Genomic DNA, 20570 nt, shown 5'->3' on the forward strand with positions numbered 1-20570 from the left:
CTTGTAAGGATAGGAAACGCTGCCTTTTTCATCCTTCCAATATAAGACGGCTTTTGTCCGATCGCTCAGGGGTGCTAAGTTATCTCCTAATTGATAGTTTCCAGCGAAAGCACCTTCTATAACTGATGCCGGAACATTGAAGTAATTTGCGGTTGCTAAAATTGAGGCCAGTTCCCCATGATTTTCTGGCCGATCGCACCATTGTTGAGCTTCCATTAATCCTTTTAATAAGGCTTTGGTCGCCTTGGGATTTTGATCGACCCAATCTGACCGAATTGCCAAATATTCTTCGGGATGACAAGCCCAAATATCCGCAGTTAAGGTGGCCAGAAACCCAATCCCATCTTTGGCAATGCGATCGGGCCACGGATCCCCGGTACTGAACCCATCCATTGTCCCGGTTTTCATGTTGGCAACGGTTTGAGCCGCCGGAACTGTAATTAAGCTCACATCATTATCGGGATCGATTCCTCCGGCTGCTAACCAATATCTCACCCAAAAATCTTGGTTCGCTCGGGGGAAGGTATAGGCCAATTTAAATGGAACTCCGGTGCTGGCTAAACCAATAATATAGTCTCGGGCCGGTTTTAAATCTAAACCAATATTTTTGCCTTTGTGAATATTCGCGATCGCAATTCCATTGCCCTGAGTATTCAGTTGCGCCAGGACATACATCGGCACTTTGACATTGTTTTTAGTAATTAATCCTTCGGAAATTAAGTAAGGCATGGGCATTTGCCACTGCCCCCCATCAATTCCTCCCCCAGCCGAAGCGATTTCTACATTATCTCGGGCTGAACCCCAGTTGGCTTGTTTTGAAACCTCCACATTCGTCATGCCATATTTAGCAAAAAAGCCTTTTTCTTTGGCAATAATCAAGGCGGCTGCTTCCACAATTGGCAGATAACCGAGCTTAATACCGTTGGTTTCTGGGGTGGTTTCTGGACTCAAACTAACGGGAGCAACGGCTGGGGTAGAAGAACTACTATTTGTCGTATTGCTCGCTTCTGGGGGATTACCTAAACAACCTTTGAGGAACAATGAACCGGCGGCACTAGCGCTTAGAGTAAATAAAAATCTACGTCGTGAAAATTGACTCATAGTAGTTCCCTTCGATGGATAAAAGCGATTGAATCAGTCAGCTAATTTGGCTTACTGCAAGCCGGGGATTAAAGACAGTTTTCAGAGAAAATAAAATAATCAACAGTACAAAGTAACCGCTGAAAATCCTCGGGATTAAGTGTTCCGTAAAGTTTCCTTTACGTTGTTGGCATTTATGATAAGCTTAAATGTTTTATAAGTAAAGAGATGATTTTAAATCATAGGAAACAGCAAATCTATAGGTATAACTTATAAATCTTCGGGGATAGAACTGACCCCAATATCTGAATTAACTACTATATGCAGGGGGAGAAAGTATTGCTTTTTCTACATATAGTGGATTAGACCGTTTGCCAAAAAAAAGAGTGATCCCCCGCCCCCCCTTAAAAATGCCTATGGGCTTTTTATCATTTTGTAAGAAGTCTCTTATTTCATCCATGCAGGCTCACGGCGTTAGGTCAAGCAAGAGGAGAAAGTATTGCGATCGCCTCTGCCACCTGAGTAGATGCTGAATTTAATATTCCTAGAGACACCATTGTTTAGTTCTGGGCTGTTGTAATACTCATCGGGTATTAAAAGGTCTATAAAAACCCACCGCTTCAAGGGTTTGGCTCCACGGAATTAGCCGGAGGATGCCAGCTAAAAGAGAAAACCGACTTGAGGAAAGCAGAGTAAGTATAATTTCCCCGGATCCCCAGTGACGGTCACTTGATACCCTTCGGCAACGGTGGCCTTAAATTCCTCCGGGTTTAAATATCCGGGTTTAATAGAGTTGTTATTAGCAGAAGGATGCACTTTTACCCAATAAACCCAGGCCAAAGAGAGGGAATCAGGCCACTTTTACCCGTGGGAAAAAGCAAAAATATTGTTCATTTTCTCCCCAAATTTGGGTACAATCTAATGAATCGGCTAATGAGCAGTGGGTTGAGCTTGCATTGCGCCGAGCCCTAGAGAATGGGTCAAAGTTTCTAAGGTAACCTAAAATTATTTTGGAACAGGGCGAGTAAAGGGGGAGAATTAACCTAGGCACTATCACCTAAATGCTGTTGGGGGAGTAATTCTCTGGAGGATAACTTCTCATGAATAATCTTATATTCGCTCGTTTACCCACAGGGACCTAACCCCCTTTCCCCCGATCCGGGCAAAGGAGGGGGGAGAAGAGGAAGAAATGGTTTTTGAGGTTAATCCACGGGACTTGATATAACGGGTGTTATATCTCCATGAAGTGTGAGGGTTTCTTTATTCTTGTAAATCAGTGGGAATGCTGATGTTGAGACACCCAAAAGGCGATCGCCTGGACTAACTCGGTGGGTTGAATGGGTTTGGCCAGATGTTGCTGAAATCCCGCTTCTAGGATTTGCTGACGGTTCGTCTCTCCGGCATAGGCAGTCAGGGCGATCGCCGGGATTGAACCCCCCCGTTGTGCTTCCCATTGTCGGAGTTCCCGAATCAGCATATACCCATCCATTTGGGGCATTCCGATATCGCTCAACAGTAAATCGGGAATGCACTTTTCAATGGCGGCGATCGCCTGTTGTGCAGAACTCACTGCCCGGACGTTAGCACCATACTCCTGGAGTACAAATTCCAAAAACTCTAGAGTATCGCGGTCATCATCCACCACCACCAGGGCAATCCCCGCTAAACTTAGCTCACTCTCGGGTAAAAGCGACTCTTCGGGAACTGTAGAACCCAAGGAGATCAAGGGGAGGGTCACGGTAAAGGTTGCCCCATGCCCCTCTCCATCACTGAGGGCCTGTACTGAACCCCCATGCAATTGGACCAGGTTATGAACGATCGCCAAACCCAGACCCAACCCTCCAAAGGACCGGGTGGTTTTACTATCCGCCTGCCGGAAATACTCAAAAACATAGGGAAGAAACTCCGGCGCAATTCCTCGACCTGTATCGTACACTTCAATCTGGGCAAGATGGCCGATGGATCGCAGACGAAGGGTGACCTGTCCCCCTTCGGGAGTAAACTTAACCGCATTTGAGAGCAAATTCCACACCACCTGCTGCAAGCGGTTCGGGTCTCCTAACACTTCTAGCTCCTCCATCGGCAGGAATGTGGTGATTCGGATTCCCTTGGCTTCTGCCGCTAAGCGGACCGTTTCTAGGGCGGATTCAATAATTTTTCCTAAATGGACCGGAAGCATTTCGAGGGTCAGTTTGCCGCGCAAAATCCGGGAAATATCCAGCAAGTCGTCGATCAGTCGCGATTGCAACTTGGCATTGCGTTCGATAATTTCTAAGGCTTGTAAGGTTTTGGCTTGATCGAATTTCCGAATTTGCAGCAGTTTGGTCCAGCCTAAAATCGGATTGAGGGGCGATCGCAACTCGTGGGACAAGACGGCGATAAACTCATCCCGGACCCGATTGGCCGTTTCCGCTTGGGATCTGGCACTTTGTTCGGCTTCATATAATTGAGCGCGGGCGATCGCTTGGGCGCATTGTTGCCCTAATGCCACCATAAAGGCTCGATCTTCTGGGGAAAACTCTCGGGCCTGGGCAAAACTTAGCCCCATCGCCCCGATGGGGTGTCCCTGTAAAATTAACGGGAGTGATGCTAAGGCTTGATGTTGTACTTTCCTTGGAAGTTGGGCCAGGGTGGGATATCGAACGCTTAAATCGCTTAAATTTTCTTGAAAAATCGGTTCCCCTATCCGCACGCATTCCGCTAAAGGGACGGGTGCATTAATGGGGATATTCTGCCATTGCTCTAGCATCTCTTGGGGATAACCGATCGCGCCGACCATCTTTAAAATCTGGTTGTTATCGACAAGGATGACCAGGGTACCGGCTTTCGCATCAAGGGATGTAATCCCTTGATTAACGACCACTTCGGCCACTTCACTGGGGGTGAGTGCCTCGGACAGGGCAGCGGTGACTGCTTGTAAGCGCGCAGTTCGCGCTGCAGCCTGTTCTGCCATCTGCCTTGCTTGTTGCGCTTGTTCGTAGAGTCGGGCATTATCCACGGCGAGGGCGGCGCGTCGGGCCAGTTCTTCGGCCATGTTCAGGTCGGAGCGATCGTAGCGACGGCCCGATTCAGCAGCGATAAAGGAAATCGCTCCCACGGACCGTCCCCGGGCAATCATAGGGACGATCATCACGGAACTAAACCCGACTTCTCTGAGAATTTGCAAATGTTCTTCATCCTTGGCCGCTTCTATCAGCAACTGTTCAGGAATATAGGGATATAGCTCAGACATTCCGGTCCGTAAGACTTCGGGCAAACCCCGTGGTTCGTCGAGATCCACGGGATATTTCTGGTTAAGTTCTTTGGCCCAGGCCACTTTTTCAGGATTGCTATGGGCGGTGATCGGGAGTTGGAGTTTGCCATTTTCTGCAACTACAGAGACGGTACACCAGTCGGCCAGGTGAGGTACCGTCAGGTTGGCTACGGTAGCTAAGGTGGTCTGATAATCGAGGGAACTGGAGAGGATGGTACTCGCCTCGGAGAGATACTGTTGGGCGTTTTCCGTGCGCTTGCGATCGCTCTGGTCGAGGGCAAAAAATACCCCTTCTTCGGCGGTATCCTCAAACACGGCTCCCCCACTAATGCAAGACATCCGCGTGCCATCTTTGCGAATAAATTCCTTTTCGTAAGGGGTGCAATATCCTTGAATTAAGGCTTCTGCTCTGGCCTCCCCATCTGCCTGATGATACTCCGGTGGGGTGATGCTTTCCCAGGAGAGTCCTTGGGTTTCAAATTCTTCTCGGGTATAGCCTAACATCTCAATCATGGCATCATTGGCCTCGGTAATCTGGCCGGTGATATCCCAAAAGCCCATGCCAATCATATTGGACTCAAAAATTCGACGAAACCGCGATTCAGTTTTCTGAAAGGCTTGCTCGACTCGTTTATACGCCGTTATATCCCGAGAAATACTCAGGACAAACTCTACCGTACCCTCTGCTACAACTTCTGGAAAGATCTTTGCTTGAAAAAACCGCATTCCCTCGCCTCCTTGGAAGTGGTATTCAAATAAGCATTCGCAGCCGGTGGCAAAGGTGTGGTGCAAGTGCTGTTGATATAGGCGGGCAAGGGGTTCTGGAATCCCTAATTCTTGATGGGTTTTGCCGAGAATGGCTTCAGCAGGTATCCCTATTGCTTTTTCTACAGCCCGGTTAATGTAAACGTGGCGAAGGTGGCGATCAAAACGGGCGATTCCATCGGCGGCATGGTCTGCCAGGGATTTGAACTGTTGCTCTTGACGGTGGAGTTCTTCTTCCATAGTTTTGCGATCGCTGATCTCTTGAAGGCTGATAGGGAGATAGAGGATTTGGCTTGAGTTCTGTTTTAGGAGAGTGGGGTTAATCAGAAGGGGAAATTGTAGGTCCTTTTACCGCAGGGGTTTGGATGGGCAGATTTACTCTGGGCGATCGCTACTCCTGGGAATTCCTTCGGCTAAATCGGACCTATTTTCTAAGGGTAATACATCAACAATCGGTTTGTCGGTTCATTCTACAACGGGATAGCCCTGCCTCTGGGCCCAGACTATCGAGTCCGTCTAAGAGGTGGTGTTCCGTAGTGATGCGGACTATTCCCCACCCTGAGTGTTTAAGCCGTTCCATCCATTTCTGAGCCATCTCTTCTAATGCTTTCCTTCCGTTCTCATGCTTTCCGTTCGGTTCGATCAGTTTAGGATGGCTAGTCTTGCTAACCACTCTGGGCGATCGCTATCCCCCCCATTTCAACGTTATCACAGCACTAGACTTTGGAGACCCCTTCAGTTACACCCCGATCCACCTCGGGTTCGTCACAATGGACATCGCTGCTACAGATGGAACCACAGCAGAACAAGGCGGCGCACAAGCAGTAATCTTACTTACCAGGGGGCTTATTTGAGATCTGTTAACCATACAAGATTTTAACTTTTTTGTCAACTGTTTTTGGCCGAATTCATCGGAGTCGCTAATTTTTCCAAGGGTCTGATTGAAAAAAGAGCGTCAGTCTCGATTATTTCTCTACCCCCCAGAGGAAGAAATGGGTGGAAAAGCCCCTCGCCAAGTTCTTGGACTGATTTAGATCCTTATCAGTCTAAATCAGACTAACCGTTCCATTCAAGGGGGGAAAATGCGCCTTTACATACCACATTGTTCGTTTAATATCTGCATCAACTTAAACCAAAAATGTATAACCCGATGGAAAACCCCATATTTTAGGTGAATACCGGGGGAGGACCGGGTACAGTGGAAACCTGAAGATAGGGATAAAAAATCGCCGGTGTGATGGGAACCCATTGGGAGTCAGTCTCAACCCAGAGGGAACAGGAACTCCCCTGAAAGTTCTACGGGTTTAACTAACCCAATTTCGGCCTTAATTCAGGGACCAATGATGGGGAACTGGGAAGGTACAGTTTGAATACAAGGTCTGAAATTTGACCTTTGAGCGATCGCCCTTTCTCTTGGGCCAAGGGTGGGTGCTAGGGGGTCAAACCCCCTGAGTGTGGTCATAATAGGCCCACATCCCCCCACTCCCCACCCTTCCCAAACTGGGCTTCTCAAACTTATTTAGGCACGCCTTCAGTTAAGACTTCCTGTCCATCTGGGGTCACCAATACATCATCCTCAATCCGCACCCCAATTCCCCGCCAGCAGTCCGGGATTTCCGGTTGTCCTTCCACAGGTTTTGTTTCCAAGCCGATATAAATTCCCGGTTCTACAGTTAGCACATTTCCCGGCTGCAAATTCTGGGGTTCTTCTCCATTTTGATACACTCCCACATCATGGACATCTAAACCCAACCAATGCCCCGTTCTGTGCATATAAAAGGGTTTATATTTTTCCTCTTTAATAATTTCCTCAATGTCTCCAGTGAGGAGTCCAATTTCCATTAATCCTTCCACCAAAACCCGGACCGCTGTGTCGTGAATTTTGCTGTAGGGGTTCCCGGGTTGCACTTGGGCCGTTGCCTGTTTTTGCGCCTCCAAAACAATATCGTAAATCGTCTGTTGTTCCGGGGTAAACGTACCACTCACGGGAAAAGTTCGGGTAATATCGGCATTGTAATACCCATAGGCACAACCGGCATCAATCAGCAATAGATCGTTCTCTTGCAGTTGGCGATCGTTTTCGATATAGTGCAGAATGCAGCTATTCCCACCGGAAGCAACAATCGAGGGATAAGCAAACCCATTGCCTCCCTGCAAGCGAAATAAATGCTCCATTTCTGCTTGAATTTCATACTCATATCGCCCGGGTTGTGCGAACTCTTGAGCATGAATGTGCGCTTTGACTGAAATTTCTGCCGCTTTTCGCATCAGTTCTAATTCTGCCGGACTTTTTACCAAGCGCAACGGGTGTAAAATCGTCCCTGAATCTTGAATTGCGACGGGTCCAGTTCCCCGCTTGGGATAGGTTCTCATCAACCGCTGCCAGTGGGTTAGAACTGTTTCATTAAACCGGCGATCGCGCCCAAGGTGATAGTATATGCAACTGGCTTTAATTAAATATTGCGGTAACTTTTCTTCCAGTTCACTAATCGGATAGGCTTCATCTGCACCATAGCGTTCTTTTGCACCTTCCACCCCCATCCGGTATCCCGTCCACACCTCTTTTTCGGGGTCCTTGGGTTGTACGAACAGCACAAATTTATGTTCTTCATGATGGGGTGCCAACACCGCCACCGCATTGGGTTCATTGAACCCGGTTAAATAGTAAAAATCACTATCTTGCCGAAATGTATATTCCACATCATTGTGCATAACTGCCATCGGCGCACTCCGAAAAATCGCGGTCCCACTGCCGATTTTTTCCATCAGTGCCTGCCGTCGTTGCTGATATTCTGCTGCTTCGATCATGGTCATTTTCTAATCAAACGAGGTTTTCAGTGATTGCTGTCACAGGATACAAGTGTTTATTATCACAGATTTTCCCGATCGCGATCGGCCTGGTTTCCTGCAAAATAGCGCAAAGTAACATTAGGGAATCTACAATTTTTTTAAGAGGATGCAGTAGCTTTTATGATTGACTTTCTGGTAGAATCTGCATTTAAAACCGGATGCCTCAGCGTTGAGTCCGAAGCATTAATCCGCCAAGTCCTCGCCACCAAAGGTTGTAAGTCAGCGGATCTAGACTCGCTGCAAAAACTCTGGGATGCTCTCAATACCGGCTGTATTCGTCGCGAAGCAGGTTCCAAATTGGCCATGCCTCTACTAGAAAGGCGCTAACGCTCTAGGGCGGTTCCATCAATTTTAACTAATTTAACATCCACTACAAGCATCCAGGCAGGTTTCTAACCGGCCTTATTTTTATGGCTAATACTCCATCTGGTGCTGATATCTCGATAAAAATCCACACCCTCAAGGGTGGGACACTTGCAGACAAAGCCTGCCTACGCAGGCTAATACAGAAAACCGACTTGTTATAACCAGATTTGGCATAACCCCCCATCCTCCCCATCTCCCCCATCCTCCCCATCTCCCCCATCCTCCCCATCTCCCCCATCTCCCCCATCCTCCCCATCTCCCCCATCCTCCCAATCTCCCCATCCTCCCCATCTCCCCCATCCCCCCATCTCCCCCATCCTCCCCATCCTCCCCATCCTCCCCATCCCCCCATCCTCTAAAATATTCAATAGAGGAGAAAAACTTTGGAGGAACGCGCTTGACTACCCTAACTCCCCCTGTGGTGACGTATCGAATGCCTGCTGAATGGGAACCCCATCAGGCTTGTTGGTTGGCTTTTCCGAGTCATGAGGACCTCTGGATGGAGAGTTTAGAGGCGGCGCGTCGTGAATTTGTGGACCTCTGTTGGGCGATCGCTGACCCGGATCCTGTCTCCGGCGAATGTCGTGGTGAAATGTTAGAAATTCTGGTCCTCAATGCAGCGGGACAAGGTATCGCTGAAGCTGCCTTAAAAGGGATTGCGGCGCGATTTCATATTATCCCCTTTGGAGATATTTGGCTGAGGGATATTGGCCCAATTTTTCGCTTTGAAACTGAGAACACCCTGGCTACAGTCTGGTTTGATTTTAATGGATGGGGTGAAAAATACCTCCTACCCGGTGATGCTGAAGTTGCAAAAAGCATTAGCGATCGCCTCAATTTACCCAGTTACCATTTCCCCATTACCCTAGAAGGTGGGGCGATCGAAGTGGATGGGGAAGGCACTTGTTTAACCACTCGGCAATGTTTGTTAAATGCCAATCGCAATCCCCAACTCACTCAAGGGGAATTAGAAGAGATTCTGCTGGCTGCTTTTGGTGTGTCTAAAGTCTTGTGGTTAAATCAAGGCTTACTCAACGATCATACCGATGGACATATTGACACGATCGCCCGGTTTATTGCGCCTGGGGTGGTCTTGTGCATGGAACCGCGAGATCCGGATGATCCAAATGCTGCAGTCCTCACGGAAATTGCCCAGAATTTGTCAGAAATGACCGATGCTAAAGGGCGTCCTTTACAAGTAGTTCGCATTCCTTCGCCGGGTAAAATTGTCGATGATAGTGGCGAAATTGTCCCAGCGAGTTATGCCAATTTTTATATCGGAAATAGTACCGTTGTTGTTCCCACCTACGGCTCAAAGTATGATCCAGAAGCAGTAGAGGCGATCGCCAAACTGTTCCCCACTCGCCGGACCATCGGGCGATCGGCAAAAGCAATTTTATTAGGCGGTGGTGCTTTTCACTGCATCACGCAACAACAACCGGCAAGGAGGTAGCAACCACCGGCGGGGGTTTAAATCCCCCCTAATAGCTAAAGTCGTCTAAAGACGACTGAAAGAAAGTTTTATCCAGTGGTATTTTTAGTCGGATAAATCCGAATGCAAGCTATTAGCCCGCCAACGTTTGAACCCCCAGCGGTAGAGGCGATTCGCTCACGGGGATTTAAACCCCCGCCCAACTCTTAACCCCTTATCCATCACTTAACCAACATGACTCAAATGGTTACAGTTGCAGCGCTACAAACTTCCTTTTGTGAAGACAAAGAAACCAACGTTTTTCGCGTCACTGAATTAGTCCGAGAAGCTGCATCAAAAGGCGCTCAAATTATCCTACCTTCAGAATTATTTGAAGGCTATTATTTCTGCCGCGAAGAACGGGATAAATTTTTTGCTTGGGCGCATCCTGTGGAGGAACATCCGACGATTGCTCAGTTTCAAAAGATAGCGGCAGAATTAAAGGTGGTGATTCCGGTTTCATTTTTTGAAAAAGCTGGACCCGCTTATTATAATAGTGTCGCCATTGTCGATGCGGATGGGACCGTTTTAGGGATTTATCGCAAAAGTCATATTCCCGATGGTCCCGGTTATGAGGAGAAATTCTATTTTCGTCCGGGAAATACGGGATTTAAAGTTTGGAAAACCACTTATGGGACAATTGGCGTGGGAATTTGTTGGGATCAATGGTTTCCTGAATGCGCCCGATCGATGGTTTTAATGGGGGCGGATTTGTTGTTTTATCCCACGGCGATCGGCAGTGAACCTTTGGACCCAGATTTAGATACTAAAGACCCTTGGCAACGGGTGATGATTGGTCATGCGGTGGCGAATATTGTCCCCGTTGTGGCGGCAAATCGCATCGGGACGGAGGAGGGACAAACCTTTTATGGTCATTCGTTTATTGCGAATCAACGGGGGGATAAGGTGGTAGAATTAGACCGCGATCGCCCGGGGGTAATTTGTGCCAGCTTTGATTTGGATGCGATCGCCCGGACTCGCGCCTCTTTTGGCTTTTTCCGCGATCGCCGTCCGGAACTGTATGGCGTTCTCTCTACTGCCGACGGAACCCTATAAGGTGGAGGATTTGACTCCCGCCCAAAACGGCCAAAAATACTAAAAATTGCACCACCACAATGCTAGGGCCCGAGGCAACATTAAACAGTCCTGACCCTAGCATTCCTACCAGAGAACTGGTTGCCCCCACTATCACAGAAAGGGTAATAAACAGGGTAAAATGATGAGTCAGTAATTTGGCCGTTGCTGCGGGAATCACCAGAAAAGCATTAATCAGTAAAATTCCCACTGCTTTGATAGAAATAGCTACAGTCAAAGACAGTAAGGCAACAAATAAATAGCGATGAATCTGCACCGCTACGCCTTGAACTTGGGCCAGTTCCGGATTCAGGGTGAGTAAAATTTGCTGCCGCCAAGTTGAAAATAAAAATACACAACTGACAACCAGCAATCCTACAATTAAGAAGATATCAGTTTGCCCGATCGCCAGGATATCCCCAAACAATACCGCCATTAAATTCCCCCGATATCCGGGGATAAAACTGGTCAAAATTACCCCAATTGCCAAGGCCCCAGAAACGGCAATACTAAACACACTATCGCTAGGCAATTTGGTGCGTTCGATTAAGTACAGCGAGGAGAGTCCAAATACCAGGGTAAAGGGTAACAGCGTCCAGTTCGGGTTGACTTGCAACAACACTCCTAAGACGACCCCAACTAACGCCGAATGTCCTACGGCATGACTGAAAAACGAGAGTTGACGCAAAATCACAAAAGTGCCGAGGAACCCGCCGAGAATTCCCATTAAGACCCCACCGGCGATCGCCCGCTGCATGAAAGGGAAATTTAGCAATTCCAGTAAGTTGGCGATGGGGGTATTCCCCAGAAGTAAATATCCCTGAACCGGGTTGAAGATTTCCAATAAATTCGCTATCATCATTAATATCTGAAAGAATAATCAAGGATTCAAGTTTTTTAGTGATATTTTCCCTAAACCAAAACGATGGCAGTTAACTATTCTACCGATAAAATGGCCCTGGACAACCCACCGGAATCCGATGAACTCGAATGCACCTCCGAACACGCGATCGACCTGGAGAATATCACCACTCTCCAAAATCAGCTATTGAATGAAAACAAAGCGCAACGGATGGCGGAGTTTTTTAGCTTTCTGGGAGATGCCAATCGCTTGCGAATTATATCCGCATTGGCATTAAAAGAACTGTGCGTTCACGAATTAGCGGAAATGGTCCAAATGACTGAATCCGCTGTTTCCCATCAATTGCGGAATTTAAAAGCAATTCGCCTGGTTAGTTATCGCAAAGAAGGACGCCGGGTCTATTATCGACTTCAAGATAATCATGTGGTTAGTCTTTATGAGGCAGTGACGGAACATTTGGACGAAGAATGAGGGATGAATAAGAACGGAGGGGGAACGACTGAAGTCGTTACTACGAACTTAAGAAAAGATAACGACTGAAGTCGTTACTACGAACTTCCTCCCCATCTCCCCCATCGTCCCCATCCTCCCCATCTCCCCCATCCTCCCCATCTCCCCCATCCTCCCCATCTCCCCCATCCTCCCCATCCCCTCAATGATCATGATGATAGTGAGCAAAAGCGGGTCCATAAGTCGCTAACAAATTTTGAGGCGCTAAGGCAATATCCGGTGCACCGCTACAGACTAGGGTTTGATTTAAACAAATTACGCGATCGCAATGGCGACTGACCATATTGAGGTCATGGGATACCTGCAACACCGTCCAATTTTGTTCAGTTTTTAACTCATTTAACAAGTTGTAAAAATCAGCCTCTCCCTGAACATCAACTCCCGCTAATGCCTCATCTAAAATTAGTAATTGGCGAGACAAGACTAAACAATAGGCGAGTAATACCCGCTTTAATTGTCCCCCACTCAGAGCACCGACTGCGCGATCGCGCAAATGCAAGGCATCCACTCGCCGCAATGCTGACAGGACTGCCGTTTCTTTTTCCGGGTTAGACTGCCAAGGAAAGCGCTTGATTCGCGAGAGGGAAAAGGGTTCCCGTTGTTGCCATCCCAAACCCACAACTTCGCGAACGGAAATGGGAAAGGTGCGATCGAATAGAAAATTCTGGGGAATATAACCGAGATGCGATCGCAACCGTCCCAGCTTTTCTAAAGGCTTTCCCATGATTTCCACCTGGCCCGAACTGCGGGGAATTAACCCTAAAATCGCTTGCACCAAGGTGCTTTTCCCCGCCCCATTTGGCCCAACCACGGCTACATTAGTTCCCGCTTTTAATTCAAAGGAAACATCTCGCAATGCCGTATAATTACCTCTATAAACGCTTAGATTTTTTATCTTAACAATGGAGTAATCTCGGTTAAAAGCTGCATCTAATTCCCGGCGATTACCATCCCACGCTTCACCCATTCTCATAGTAGTTACCGACAAGCATTTGCAATCGTTTCTAAATTTTCGCGCATCGCGGTCAAATAATGTTGGGGGTCGAGGGGTCCCGATTCTAAAGAGTCAATTTCATACAAAGGTAGATTGAGATCCGTTGCCAGGGTTTTCAATACTCGATTTTCCACGTCCGGTTCTGAAAAGAGTGCCTTCGCTTGATACTCCTGAACCGCTTGCACTGTTTTTTGGAGGTCTTGGGGAGACAGACTAGCATCGGGGACAGAAACAACGGCAACTTGCTGTAAATTGTATCGATTGGCTATATAAGGATAGGCATCATGAAAGGTAATAAAGGTACAATTGGGATATTGAGATAAGGTCTGCCGAAACTCTTCATCCAGTTGTTGTAATTGTTGAAGATAAGCGGCGGCATTGGCTTCATAAATAGATTTATTCGCTGGATCTGCGGCGATTAAACCATCTCGAATCGTGGTAACTTGTTGTTGAGCTAATAGGGGATCAAGCCAAACATGAGGATTTCCATCACCATGCTCATGCTCATCTTCATGATTGTTATCCACCGCTTTCACAACGGGGGTATTATCCTTTAAAGGTTGAATCCCTGCACTGGCATTAATTTCTTGCAAGTTGGGATTATTAGCATTAGTAATGGTATTTTCGAGAAATTCCTCTAAACCGAGACCATTTTTGACTAAAATATTGGCAGTGGCGATCGCTTGGACATCGGCGGGTCTAGCTTGATACTCATGGACATCGCTTCCCGGAGGAATCAACACTTGCACCTGTGCGGTATCCCCCGTCACTGCGCGAGTAAACCAATACATCGGCAAAAACGTGGCGACAACATTCAGGGAGGGGGTATCGGATACAGCAAGTTGCCTGTCAGTCTCCGTCTGTGCAACGGGTTCACGACAGGCGATCGCCATCGGCAACAGCAGCAGTGGGATGAGCGATCGGCTCAACAGTCTAGGAATCACCATCAGTTCAAGGGACTTTCAATAACGAGTCTGATTTTACCTATTATACGAGAATAAGTCTCATTCTGACCAACCAGTTCCCGAGCCAGGTAGGGGCCAGTGCCCTCTCTCAAATTGCAGACTGAAAATATAGAGGTTTCCGGACTCATGAGTTACCCCGCTTGATCGCACTCGCGATCGCACTTATATCTGGCTGCGTATTCGCCTAGGGAGCAAGATGCAAAGGGTACACAAAAATAGCAAAAATCTGTGTTATTAGGGGAGTTCCATCAAAATGATGGATTGAGCAGAGACATTTTCCAGTATAGAGATAGTAGGGAATATCAAGAGAGGACAACCAGCGTGACAATTGAGCGGATTACCCAGGGAATACGGGAGGCAACCGGAGATCGCTTTCTGCTTTTGTATGGAGCAAATACGAGTGATTCATTTTGTAGTGAGGATTTGATTCTCCAAGACATCGAACAGGTATTGTATCGCTATCTCAAAGCTCAAGGATATCAGCGAATTGCCTTTTATTCCGGCAATCGTAAACTGTATTTTCTGGATACAGACTCTCGCGATCGCGCCTTGTTACGCCCTCCCCATCCCTCCCCGGTTCAGGGTCAAACTGAAATCAAAGTTACCCCCGGTCCTTTGGGACGAAAAAAGCGATTTTTAGGCAAAAAAGACTCCCAGCAAACCCAGGAAACTCCCCTTCCATCCCTCCCCCCTTCTCACCCCTCGACCCCCAAAAATTGTCCCCAACGAATGCAGGACCGCGATGTGCTGCCTTTGTTGCAAAATTTTATGGAAGATACGAGCCAATCCTCCGCCATTGTTTTTGCGAATCCCGAAGATTTGCGGCGATTTGAGCTATTGCGGCAACTGGATGGTGCAATTGTGGAATGGTCGCGGTTATTGCCGACCAATCCAAATTTATGTGTGTTTATTTTCCATCAAGATACTTATTCCGAACTCCAATCATTTTGCCAGCAGATTGGTCTGACATTTTTAAGCAATTTATTGCTGAATCGTGAACGTTCTCAAAATCAAGTTAATATTTGCAATGTAGGGACTCCTACTCCTTCGGAAATCGGTAACTTAATCCACCGCTTTCGGTTACAAAATCAAGTAAAAATTGCCTGGAACGATTTTGAACAATTAAACAGAGCTTTAGCCCAAGAATCTAAATCTTTAAAATATTGGTATGATCGGTTTCTATCTGCTTCAAAATTTTCCTTAAAACAGGCAGAGCGAGAAAAATGGACGCAGACAATGCCCCTACCGACAGCGGCAGAATTGACCGAAAAACTGGGGCAAAAAGTGATAGGACATTCCGAGGCGATCGCCACTCTGGTTAAATTAGTCCGGGGCAAAATCGCCGCCCAAAAAAGCCCTAAACCCTTAGTTATTTTGTTACCCGGACCCACAGGAACAGGCAAAACCGAACTGAGTAAAGCCCTCGCCTCAGCCCTCGGAACTCCGTTGGAACGGTGCGACATGGGAGAATATGGAGAAGAACATAAAGTTTCCAATCTGTTTGGCAGTCCCCTAGGATATGTTGGTTCAGAACAGGGAGGATGGTTATCCAATACCTTGCGACGGAATCAGCAACGGTGCATTTTGTTATTTGATGAAATTGAAAAAGCGCATGAGTCTATCTGGCGACAACTGTTAGCATTTTTTGATGAAGGGCGCGTCAGTGATGTGAATGGAACGGTGATTTCACCCAAAGATACAATTTGTTTATTGACCACAAATTTAGCCAGTGAAGCGATTACTGAAGCGCCGAATCTGGCTAAGGAAATCTTACAAAAAACCGGCTATCTGCCCCCAGAATTTATCGGGCGAATTGATAAAGTGATTCCCCTCATTCGCTTGGGAATTGCGGAACAGACTGAAATGATTTTCCGGTTAATGAAACGGTTTGCTCAGGACCGATATCACATTGAAGTTGTTGTCGATGCTCCTGCATTAACCGCTTTAGTCCACGCCACTTATGAACCGGCACAAAACTATGGAGGACGAGGAGTTAATGAAGCCATTTCTGACTTATTTACCGATGATTTGCTTGAGTTACAAAGCCAGAATATTAACCAAGCATATTTGAGGGTAGAAGGGGAAAAAATGCAGCTTGTTCCGGGTAATTGGGAACAACCTCCTTTAGATTTTGCTGCCCTTGCTGCCGGTTCTGGACGACGAGATCAGGCAACATTAGAAGGGTTACTCAAGCAACTGGATGCCATGATTGGGTTAAGTTCAGTTAAAGCTGCCATGCAGGAATTAGTCGCCAGTGAACAGGCAAAGCAACGATTGCGACAAGCGGGATATGAAACCGACGATCGCATCACGCGCCATCTGGTATTTTTAGGCAATCCCGGAACTGGAAAAACTACTGTAGCGGAACTGGTGGGAGCAATTTTTAAAGCCTTGGGAATTCTCAAAAGAGGCCAACTGATTAAAGTTGATAAACCCCGGGATTCATTGGTAGCTGAATATGTGGGACAAACTGCCCCAAAAACCCGGGCTAAAGTAGAAGAAGCCCTAGATGGAATTTTGTTTATTGATGAAGCTTATGCACTCGCATCACCTCGGGGAGGGGGACAGGATTATGGTCAAGAAGCGGTAGATACCCTCGTCCCCATGCTGGAAAATTATCGCGATCGCCTGGTGGTAATTTTTGCCGGTTATACCCAACCCATGCAAGCCTTTTTAGCCACCAATCCAGGATTGCAGTCCCGCATCGCCAAAATCATCGAATTTCCAGACTATACTGGGGAGGAAATGCTAGAAATTTTCCTATCTTATTGCCGGACTTCTAAACCCCCTTACCGTTGTCCTCCGGAGGTCCAACAAGCAGTATTAGAACGACTCAATCAAATGTACAAGATGCGCGATCGCAACTTTGGCAATGGACGAGATGTCCGCAATCTGTTTGAGGCAATGGTCCAATTACAGCAGGTCCGCCTCATCCGCGACAACCTCGAAGGGGAAGCAATGATTACCTTTGCTAAACACGATTTACCGCCATTTAACTTGGATTAATTTAAATTAATTATCCAAAAATTTAGACTTGCTATAAAATGCTTTATAGACCTAAAAAGAAGATTTCCTAGGGGATTCTTCTCGTTAAAATAATGCTAAATAACCGGAGAGCAAGATGAGTGGTAGAAAAGAACGCTATGTGAGTATTAGTGAAGCCGACTTACGGCGATTACAGGAACAGGATAGCCGACTGCGATCGGTGCAACAAGACCTACCCGATCGCCTGAATCGGATGCGCGCAGAGGCGAATCGAGAAATGCAGCAACGCCTCCTTCCCTTAGAACAGCGTGCGAAACAGCAGGAACAAGAGGCACAACGCCTGCGGAGTAACCTGGGGACCCTGGAACGTGAGACCCAACAGCGATTGCGAATACAGCGCGAAGACTTTCAGCAAGCGGTGCGCGAATCCGAGGTGCGACAACAACAGGCACTCCTTCAAGAAGGCGATCGGCTCACTTCTGCCATGAGAGCCGGTTTTGAAAAACAGCGTACTGAATATCTTCGCATTACTGCTGACCAACGGCAAGAATATCTCACCCTTAATCAACAACTCAATCAGAAATTCTCCGAACTCCTGGAGGAAGAACGGCAAGCGAGGGAAACGGGACAACAGATGCTACAACAGCAAATTGACCGGGTATTTGACAGTCTCGAACAGGAACGACTATCTAAAGCCAAATTGGCACAAGAACTGCTCACCGATGTGGAACAAATCTGGCAGCAAATCGACCGCGATTACCAACACCAGCGCTTTGCTCCGAATCAACTGGCTGACTTACGGCGCAATTTAGAGTTAGCAAAACAAAACTTAGCTGCTGGGGTTTTTGAAGCGGCGATCGCCACCTCTCAAGACACCTATCTCAAACTCGCAGATTTGCGCCTTCAGCTCGAACAAAAAGAACAAGAATGGTTACTTTATTATACCACAACTTTAGAGGATTTACGCAGCTTAATCAGCGAAGTGCAAGCCCATCGTCAAATCGAAATTGAACTAGGAGAAGCTGGGGGTGCAGTCGAAACCTTTCAGGAAGAAGTGGATTATTGGACAGATGGACGGTTAAGTGCTTATCATCAAAAGCTCGATAAATTTCACCAAGAACTCACCGAAGGTCAATCCACCCTAACCACCCAACAAATTCAGGAATTAGCCCAACAAATCGAAGCCCTCCGTCCGGAACTAGCCGACATTGCTCACCAAGCCAAAATGCAAGTTATTCTCTCCCAAATGCGGGCAGAAATTGCCGATAATGTCGTAGAAATGTTGGAATCTTACGGCTATCAACTCGCCGATCCTAATACCGATGCCAGCTACGAAGGCGCAGACTATCGGAATGCTTATGTCGTCAAAGTCAAAAATATTGCTGGGGAAGAAGTGGTCACCGTGATTACGCCGGAAAAAGAATTAGGAGCGAATAATATTTCCATCAATGCCTTCAGCGATCGGCTATTAGATGAAGAACAACTCCGGCAACGAGCCGAGGGAATTTTTAATGCCCTTCATGAAGAATCCGGATTAGAATTGCAAGGCCAAACCCAATGCTATGAACAACCTCAAGCGGAATATCGGGATATTGAACAAGTAAAACACCGTCAAACTAAACCGAAAAATCCCTCTTTTTAAAGGAGTTTACAACAAAAATTGCCGCTTTTTTTTCACGGGAGGGACAAGGTAATTTCCGGTCCTTCCCCACTTCACTGCAGGAAAATTTTAAGCTTTGATACCCGGATTTGATATCAAATATCTTCATTTATAAAGACTGTTTGCAACATTCTAAAAAGCCGATTGACGTTTTTAAGGGGGGTTAGGGAAATCAATCCACTATATTGCAAGAGGTTTTATATCCACCCCCTTCACCGTTTCAGTTTTTTTGATGGCCTTTCCCTAGCGTCCCGGAAGGGAAATCGCCCCTGTTTAATCCCCTCTTTTGCCCAATACCAGGCCCCCACGGAACAGAACACACTGATAACTAAAGCAATAATAAACCCCACAAAAGGCCAGGAAAAAGAAAACTCAAAAATCTCCCTTTCCCGCTTCCAAGGTTGAAATATTAACGCCGAATTTGAAGCGACGATCGCCCCAGCAGCAATTCCCACACCCACCGCTTGAATCTCGTTTTGCAAGTCTTGATTGGTTTGCTGCTGCTTGTTATTCATCTTGGCTTGTTCCACCTCGACAATGCCGCGCATAGTGGCAATACAGTGGCCGAATAGGGCATTTCCTGGCCTTAAATAATTCAGGTCCGTGTTAATTTGTCTTAAGAATTTCGACCGGCATTCATGGCTAAAGGCTTGGAAAAACCTGAACTCTTGTTCTCCGTCAATATTCGTTGTTAAAGCTTCCAGCTTTGTGGTATAATTCTTTAAATTTGTAATCATCGTGGTGCGCTGGTCCTCCATATCCCGGATATGACTGGCATAGGTAAAGGCTTGGGGGTTTATTTTGAGGAGAGAGTCCTGCAAAACCGTTAATTTTTCAGCCGTATCTTCCGGCAAAGTTTGTAACCCCTTCATCAGGGTTTCTAACTGGTGATAAAGTTGGCGACAGTCTCGATAGCGAGTCCGGGCTTGGTGATAGCTGAAGCGGATTTTGCTGCGATAACAAAGCAAATCCATTAGGGGGTGATAGTAGTCTCCAGAGGCTTCGAGTGTGGCGGTATCGGGATGACAGTCTAACCAAATCAGAATGTGACAGGATTGTGCCGGATTTTCTGCATCATTGTCATATTCAAAAATGGGACTGCCTAACAGTTTGCCTTGGGCACGATAGGAGGGTAGAACAGGGAGGGGAGCGTTTGTGAGTAAGGCTTGTAAACAGCGATCGGCTAAGTCCCGGAGGGTGGCAAGGGAGGGGGATTCTTCGGCGATGACAGCTTTGGCAAACAGGACCAACGTTTGGCCGATGGAAGCAGAAATGCGATCGGGCAGCAGCATTCCCTCGGGGTTGAGGTGAGTGAGTTCCGCCACGGAGACCGTTCCCGGATAGCGAAACGTGAGGTCAGCCACATAAGTATCATGAAGTTGGACCGCGTAGAGTTCCCCATTGCGCCGAGGAGTATCCGATTTACCCTCTACCTCGGGAAAGGGGAAGCTCAAACAGCGATCGAGTTCCTCCGAGAGGAGTTCTCGAAACGCGATCGTTGCCTGCTGTTCCGGAATATTTAACCATTGACGACAGGTCTTGAGGGCTAGGATATCCAGCGACTCTCCGAATTCCTCGAATCGCTGCCAGATCACATCAGCATCTTCCACCCGTTCCCCTTCCGCCAATGCCATATCATGACAGAGGTGGAAGGCATATAAGCTAAGTTTGGGGTAGTGGAGCAATTCTCCCGACAATTGTTCGATCATACGGTTTCCTGGGGCAGCCAATAGAT

Annotated in this window: 15 protein-coding genes; 7 read left to right on the top strand and 8 right to left on the bottom strand. The window is 47.2% G+C overall.

The genetic code is table 11. The features are described 5' to 3' along the window. Together NG792_RS02425 and NG792_RS02430 are read right to left on the bottom strand one after the other, a co-directional pair. A partial coding sequence (locus tag NG792_RS02425; RefSeq protein ID WP_261234385.1) for a CmpA/NrtA family ABC transporter substrate-binding protein occupies positions 1-1101 on the bottom strand: 1101 nt, incomplete at its 3' end. Between the two features lie 1252 nt (positions 1102-2353). Then, the gene (locus NG792_RS02430) at positions 2354-5338 is read right to left on the bottom strand and encodes a hybrid sensor histidine kinase/response regulator (RefSeq protein ID WP_261234386.1); all 2985 of its coding nucleotides are present in this window, start codon (positions 5336-5338) and stop codon (positions 2354-2356) included. Positions 5339-5760: 422 nt separating this feature from the next. Here NG792_RS02430 and NG792_RS02435 point away from each other — a divergent pair, with 422 nt between their 5' ends. Next, the gene (locus NG792_RS02435) at positions 5761-5952 is read left to right on the top strand and encodes a hypothetical protein (RefSeq protein ID WP_261234387.1); all 192 of its coding nucleotides are present in this window, start codon (positions 5761-5763) and stop codon (positions 5950-5952) included. Between the two features lie 661 nt (positions 5953-6613). On the opposite strand, the gene NG792_RS02440 is transcribed toward NG792_RS02435, so the two are convergent. Then, on the bottom strand, positions 6614-7906 hold the full coding sequence (locus NG792_RS02440) for an aminopeptidase P N-terminal domain-containing protein (protein ID WP_261234559.1): 1293 nt from the start codon (positions 7904-7906) through the stop codon (positions 6614-6616). 162 nt (positions 7907-8068) lie between these two features. Between NG792_RS02440 and NG792_RS02445 the strand changes: the two genes are divergently transcribed. Further along, positions 8069-8275, top strand: a complete 207-nt coding sequence (locus NG792_RS02445; RefSeq protein WP_254567947.1) for a hypothetical protein — start codon at positions 8069-8071, stop codon at positions 8273-8275. 194 nt (positions 8276-8469) lie between these two features. Here NG792_RS02445 and NG792_RS02450 read toward each other — a convergent pair whose 3' ends face one another. Continuing rightward, complete coding sequence (locus tag NG792_RS02450; protein ID WP_261234388.1) at positions 8470-8631, bottom strand: hypothetical protein; 162 nt, start codon at positions 8629-8631, stop codon at positions 8470-8472. Positions 8632-8711: 80 nt separating this feature from the next. On the opposite strand from NG792_RS02450, the gene NG792_RS02455 reads away from it, so the two are divergent. Continuing rightward, positions 8712-9767 carry an agmatine deiminase family protein gene (locus NG792_RS02455; RefSeq protein WP_261234389.1) on the top strand — a complete coding sequence of 352 codons (1056 nt, stop codon included), beginning with the start codon at positions 8712-8714 and terminating at the stop codon, positions 9765-9767. Between the two features lie 213 nt (positions 9768-9980). Beyond that, positions 9981-10841: an N-carbamoylputrescine amidase gene (gene aguB, locus NG792_RS02460; RefSeq protein WP_261234390.1), complete on the top strand. Its 861-nt coding sequence runs from the start codon at positions 9981-9983 to the stop codon at positions 10839-10841. On the opposite strand, the gene NG792_RS02465 is transcribed toward aguB, so the two are convergent. After that, on the bottom strand, positions 10819-11721 hold the full coding sequence (locus tag NG792_RS02465; protein WP_261201725.1) for a metal ABC transporter permease: 903 nt from the start codon (positions 11719-11721) through the stop codon (positions 10819-10821). The two genes, aguB and NG792_RS02465, sit on opposite strands and share 23 nt — an antisense overlap. Before the next feature lie 63 nt (positions 11722-11784). On the opposite strand from NG792_RS02465, the gene NG792_RS02470 reads away from it, so the two are divergent. Beyond that, positions 11785-12192, top strand: a complete 408-nt coding sequence (locus NG792_RS02470; RefSeq protein WP_261201724.1) for an ArsR/SmtB family transcription factor — start codon at positions 11785-11787, stop codon at positions 12190-12192. Between the two features lie 181 nt (positions 12193-12373). Here NG792_RS02470 and NG792_RS02475 read toward each other — a convergent pair whose 3' ends face one another. Beyond that, entirely contained in the window at positions 12374-13204 is an 831-nt protein-coding gene (locus tag NG792_RS02475) for a metal ABC transporter ATP-binding protein (protein WP_261234391.1), read from the bottom strand. A 5-nt stretch (positions 13205-13209) separates the two neighbouring features. Next, complete coding sequence (locus NG792_RS02480; RefSeq protein ID WP_261234392.1) at positions 13210-14172, bottom strand: metal ABC transporter solute-binding protein, Zn/Mn family; 963 nt, start codon at positions 14170-14172, stop codon at positions 13210-13212. Between the two features lie 339 nt (positions 14173-14511). Here NG792_RS02480 and NG792_RS02485 point away from each other — a divergent pair, with 339 nt between their 5' ends. Together NG792_RS02485 and NG792_RS02490 are read left to right on the top strand one after the other, a co-directional pair. Further along, a complete protein-coding gene (locus NG792_RS02485; RefSeq protein ID WP_261234393.1) occupies positions 14512-17196 on the top strand; it encodes an AAA family ATPase in 2685 nt (894 codons plus the stop codon). A 115-nt stretch (positions 17197-17311) separates the two neighbouring features. Next, the gene (locus tag NG792_RS02490; RefSeq protein ID WP_261234394.1) at positions 17312-18817 is read left to right on the top strand and encodes a coiled-coil domain-containing protein; all 1506 of its coding nucleotides are present in this window, start codon (positions 17312-17314) and stop codon (positions 18815-18817) included. A gap of 230 nt (positions 18818-19047) precedes the next feature. Here the strand turns inward: NG792_RS02490 and NG792_RS02495 are convergent, their stop codons facing one another. After that, complete coding sequence (locus NG792_RS02495) at positions 19048-20544, bottom strand: hypothetical protein (protein WP_261234395.1); 1497 nt, start codon at positions 20542-20544, stop codon at positions 19048-19050. Positions 20545-20570 lie beyond the last annotated feature (26 nt).

Origin of the sequence: Laspinema olomoucense D3b, assembly GCF_025370785.1 — a bacterium.
GTDB lineage: Bacteria > Cyanobacteriota > Cyanobacteriia > Cyanobacteriales > Laspinemataceae > Laspinema > Laspinema olomoucense.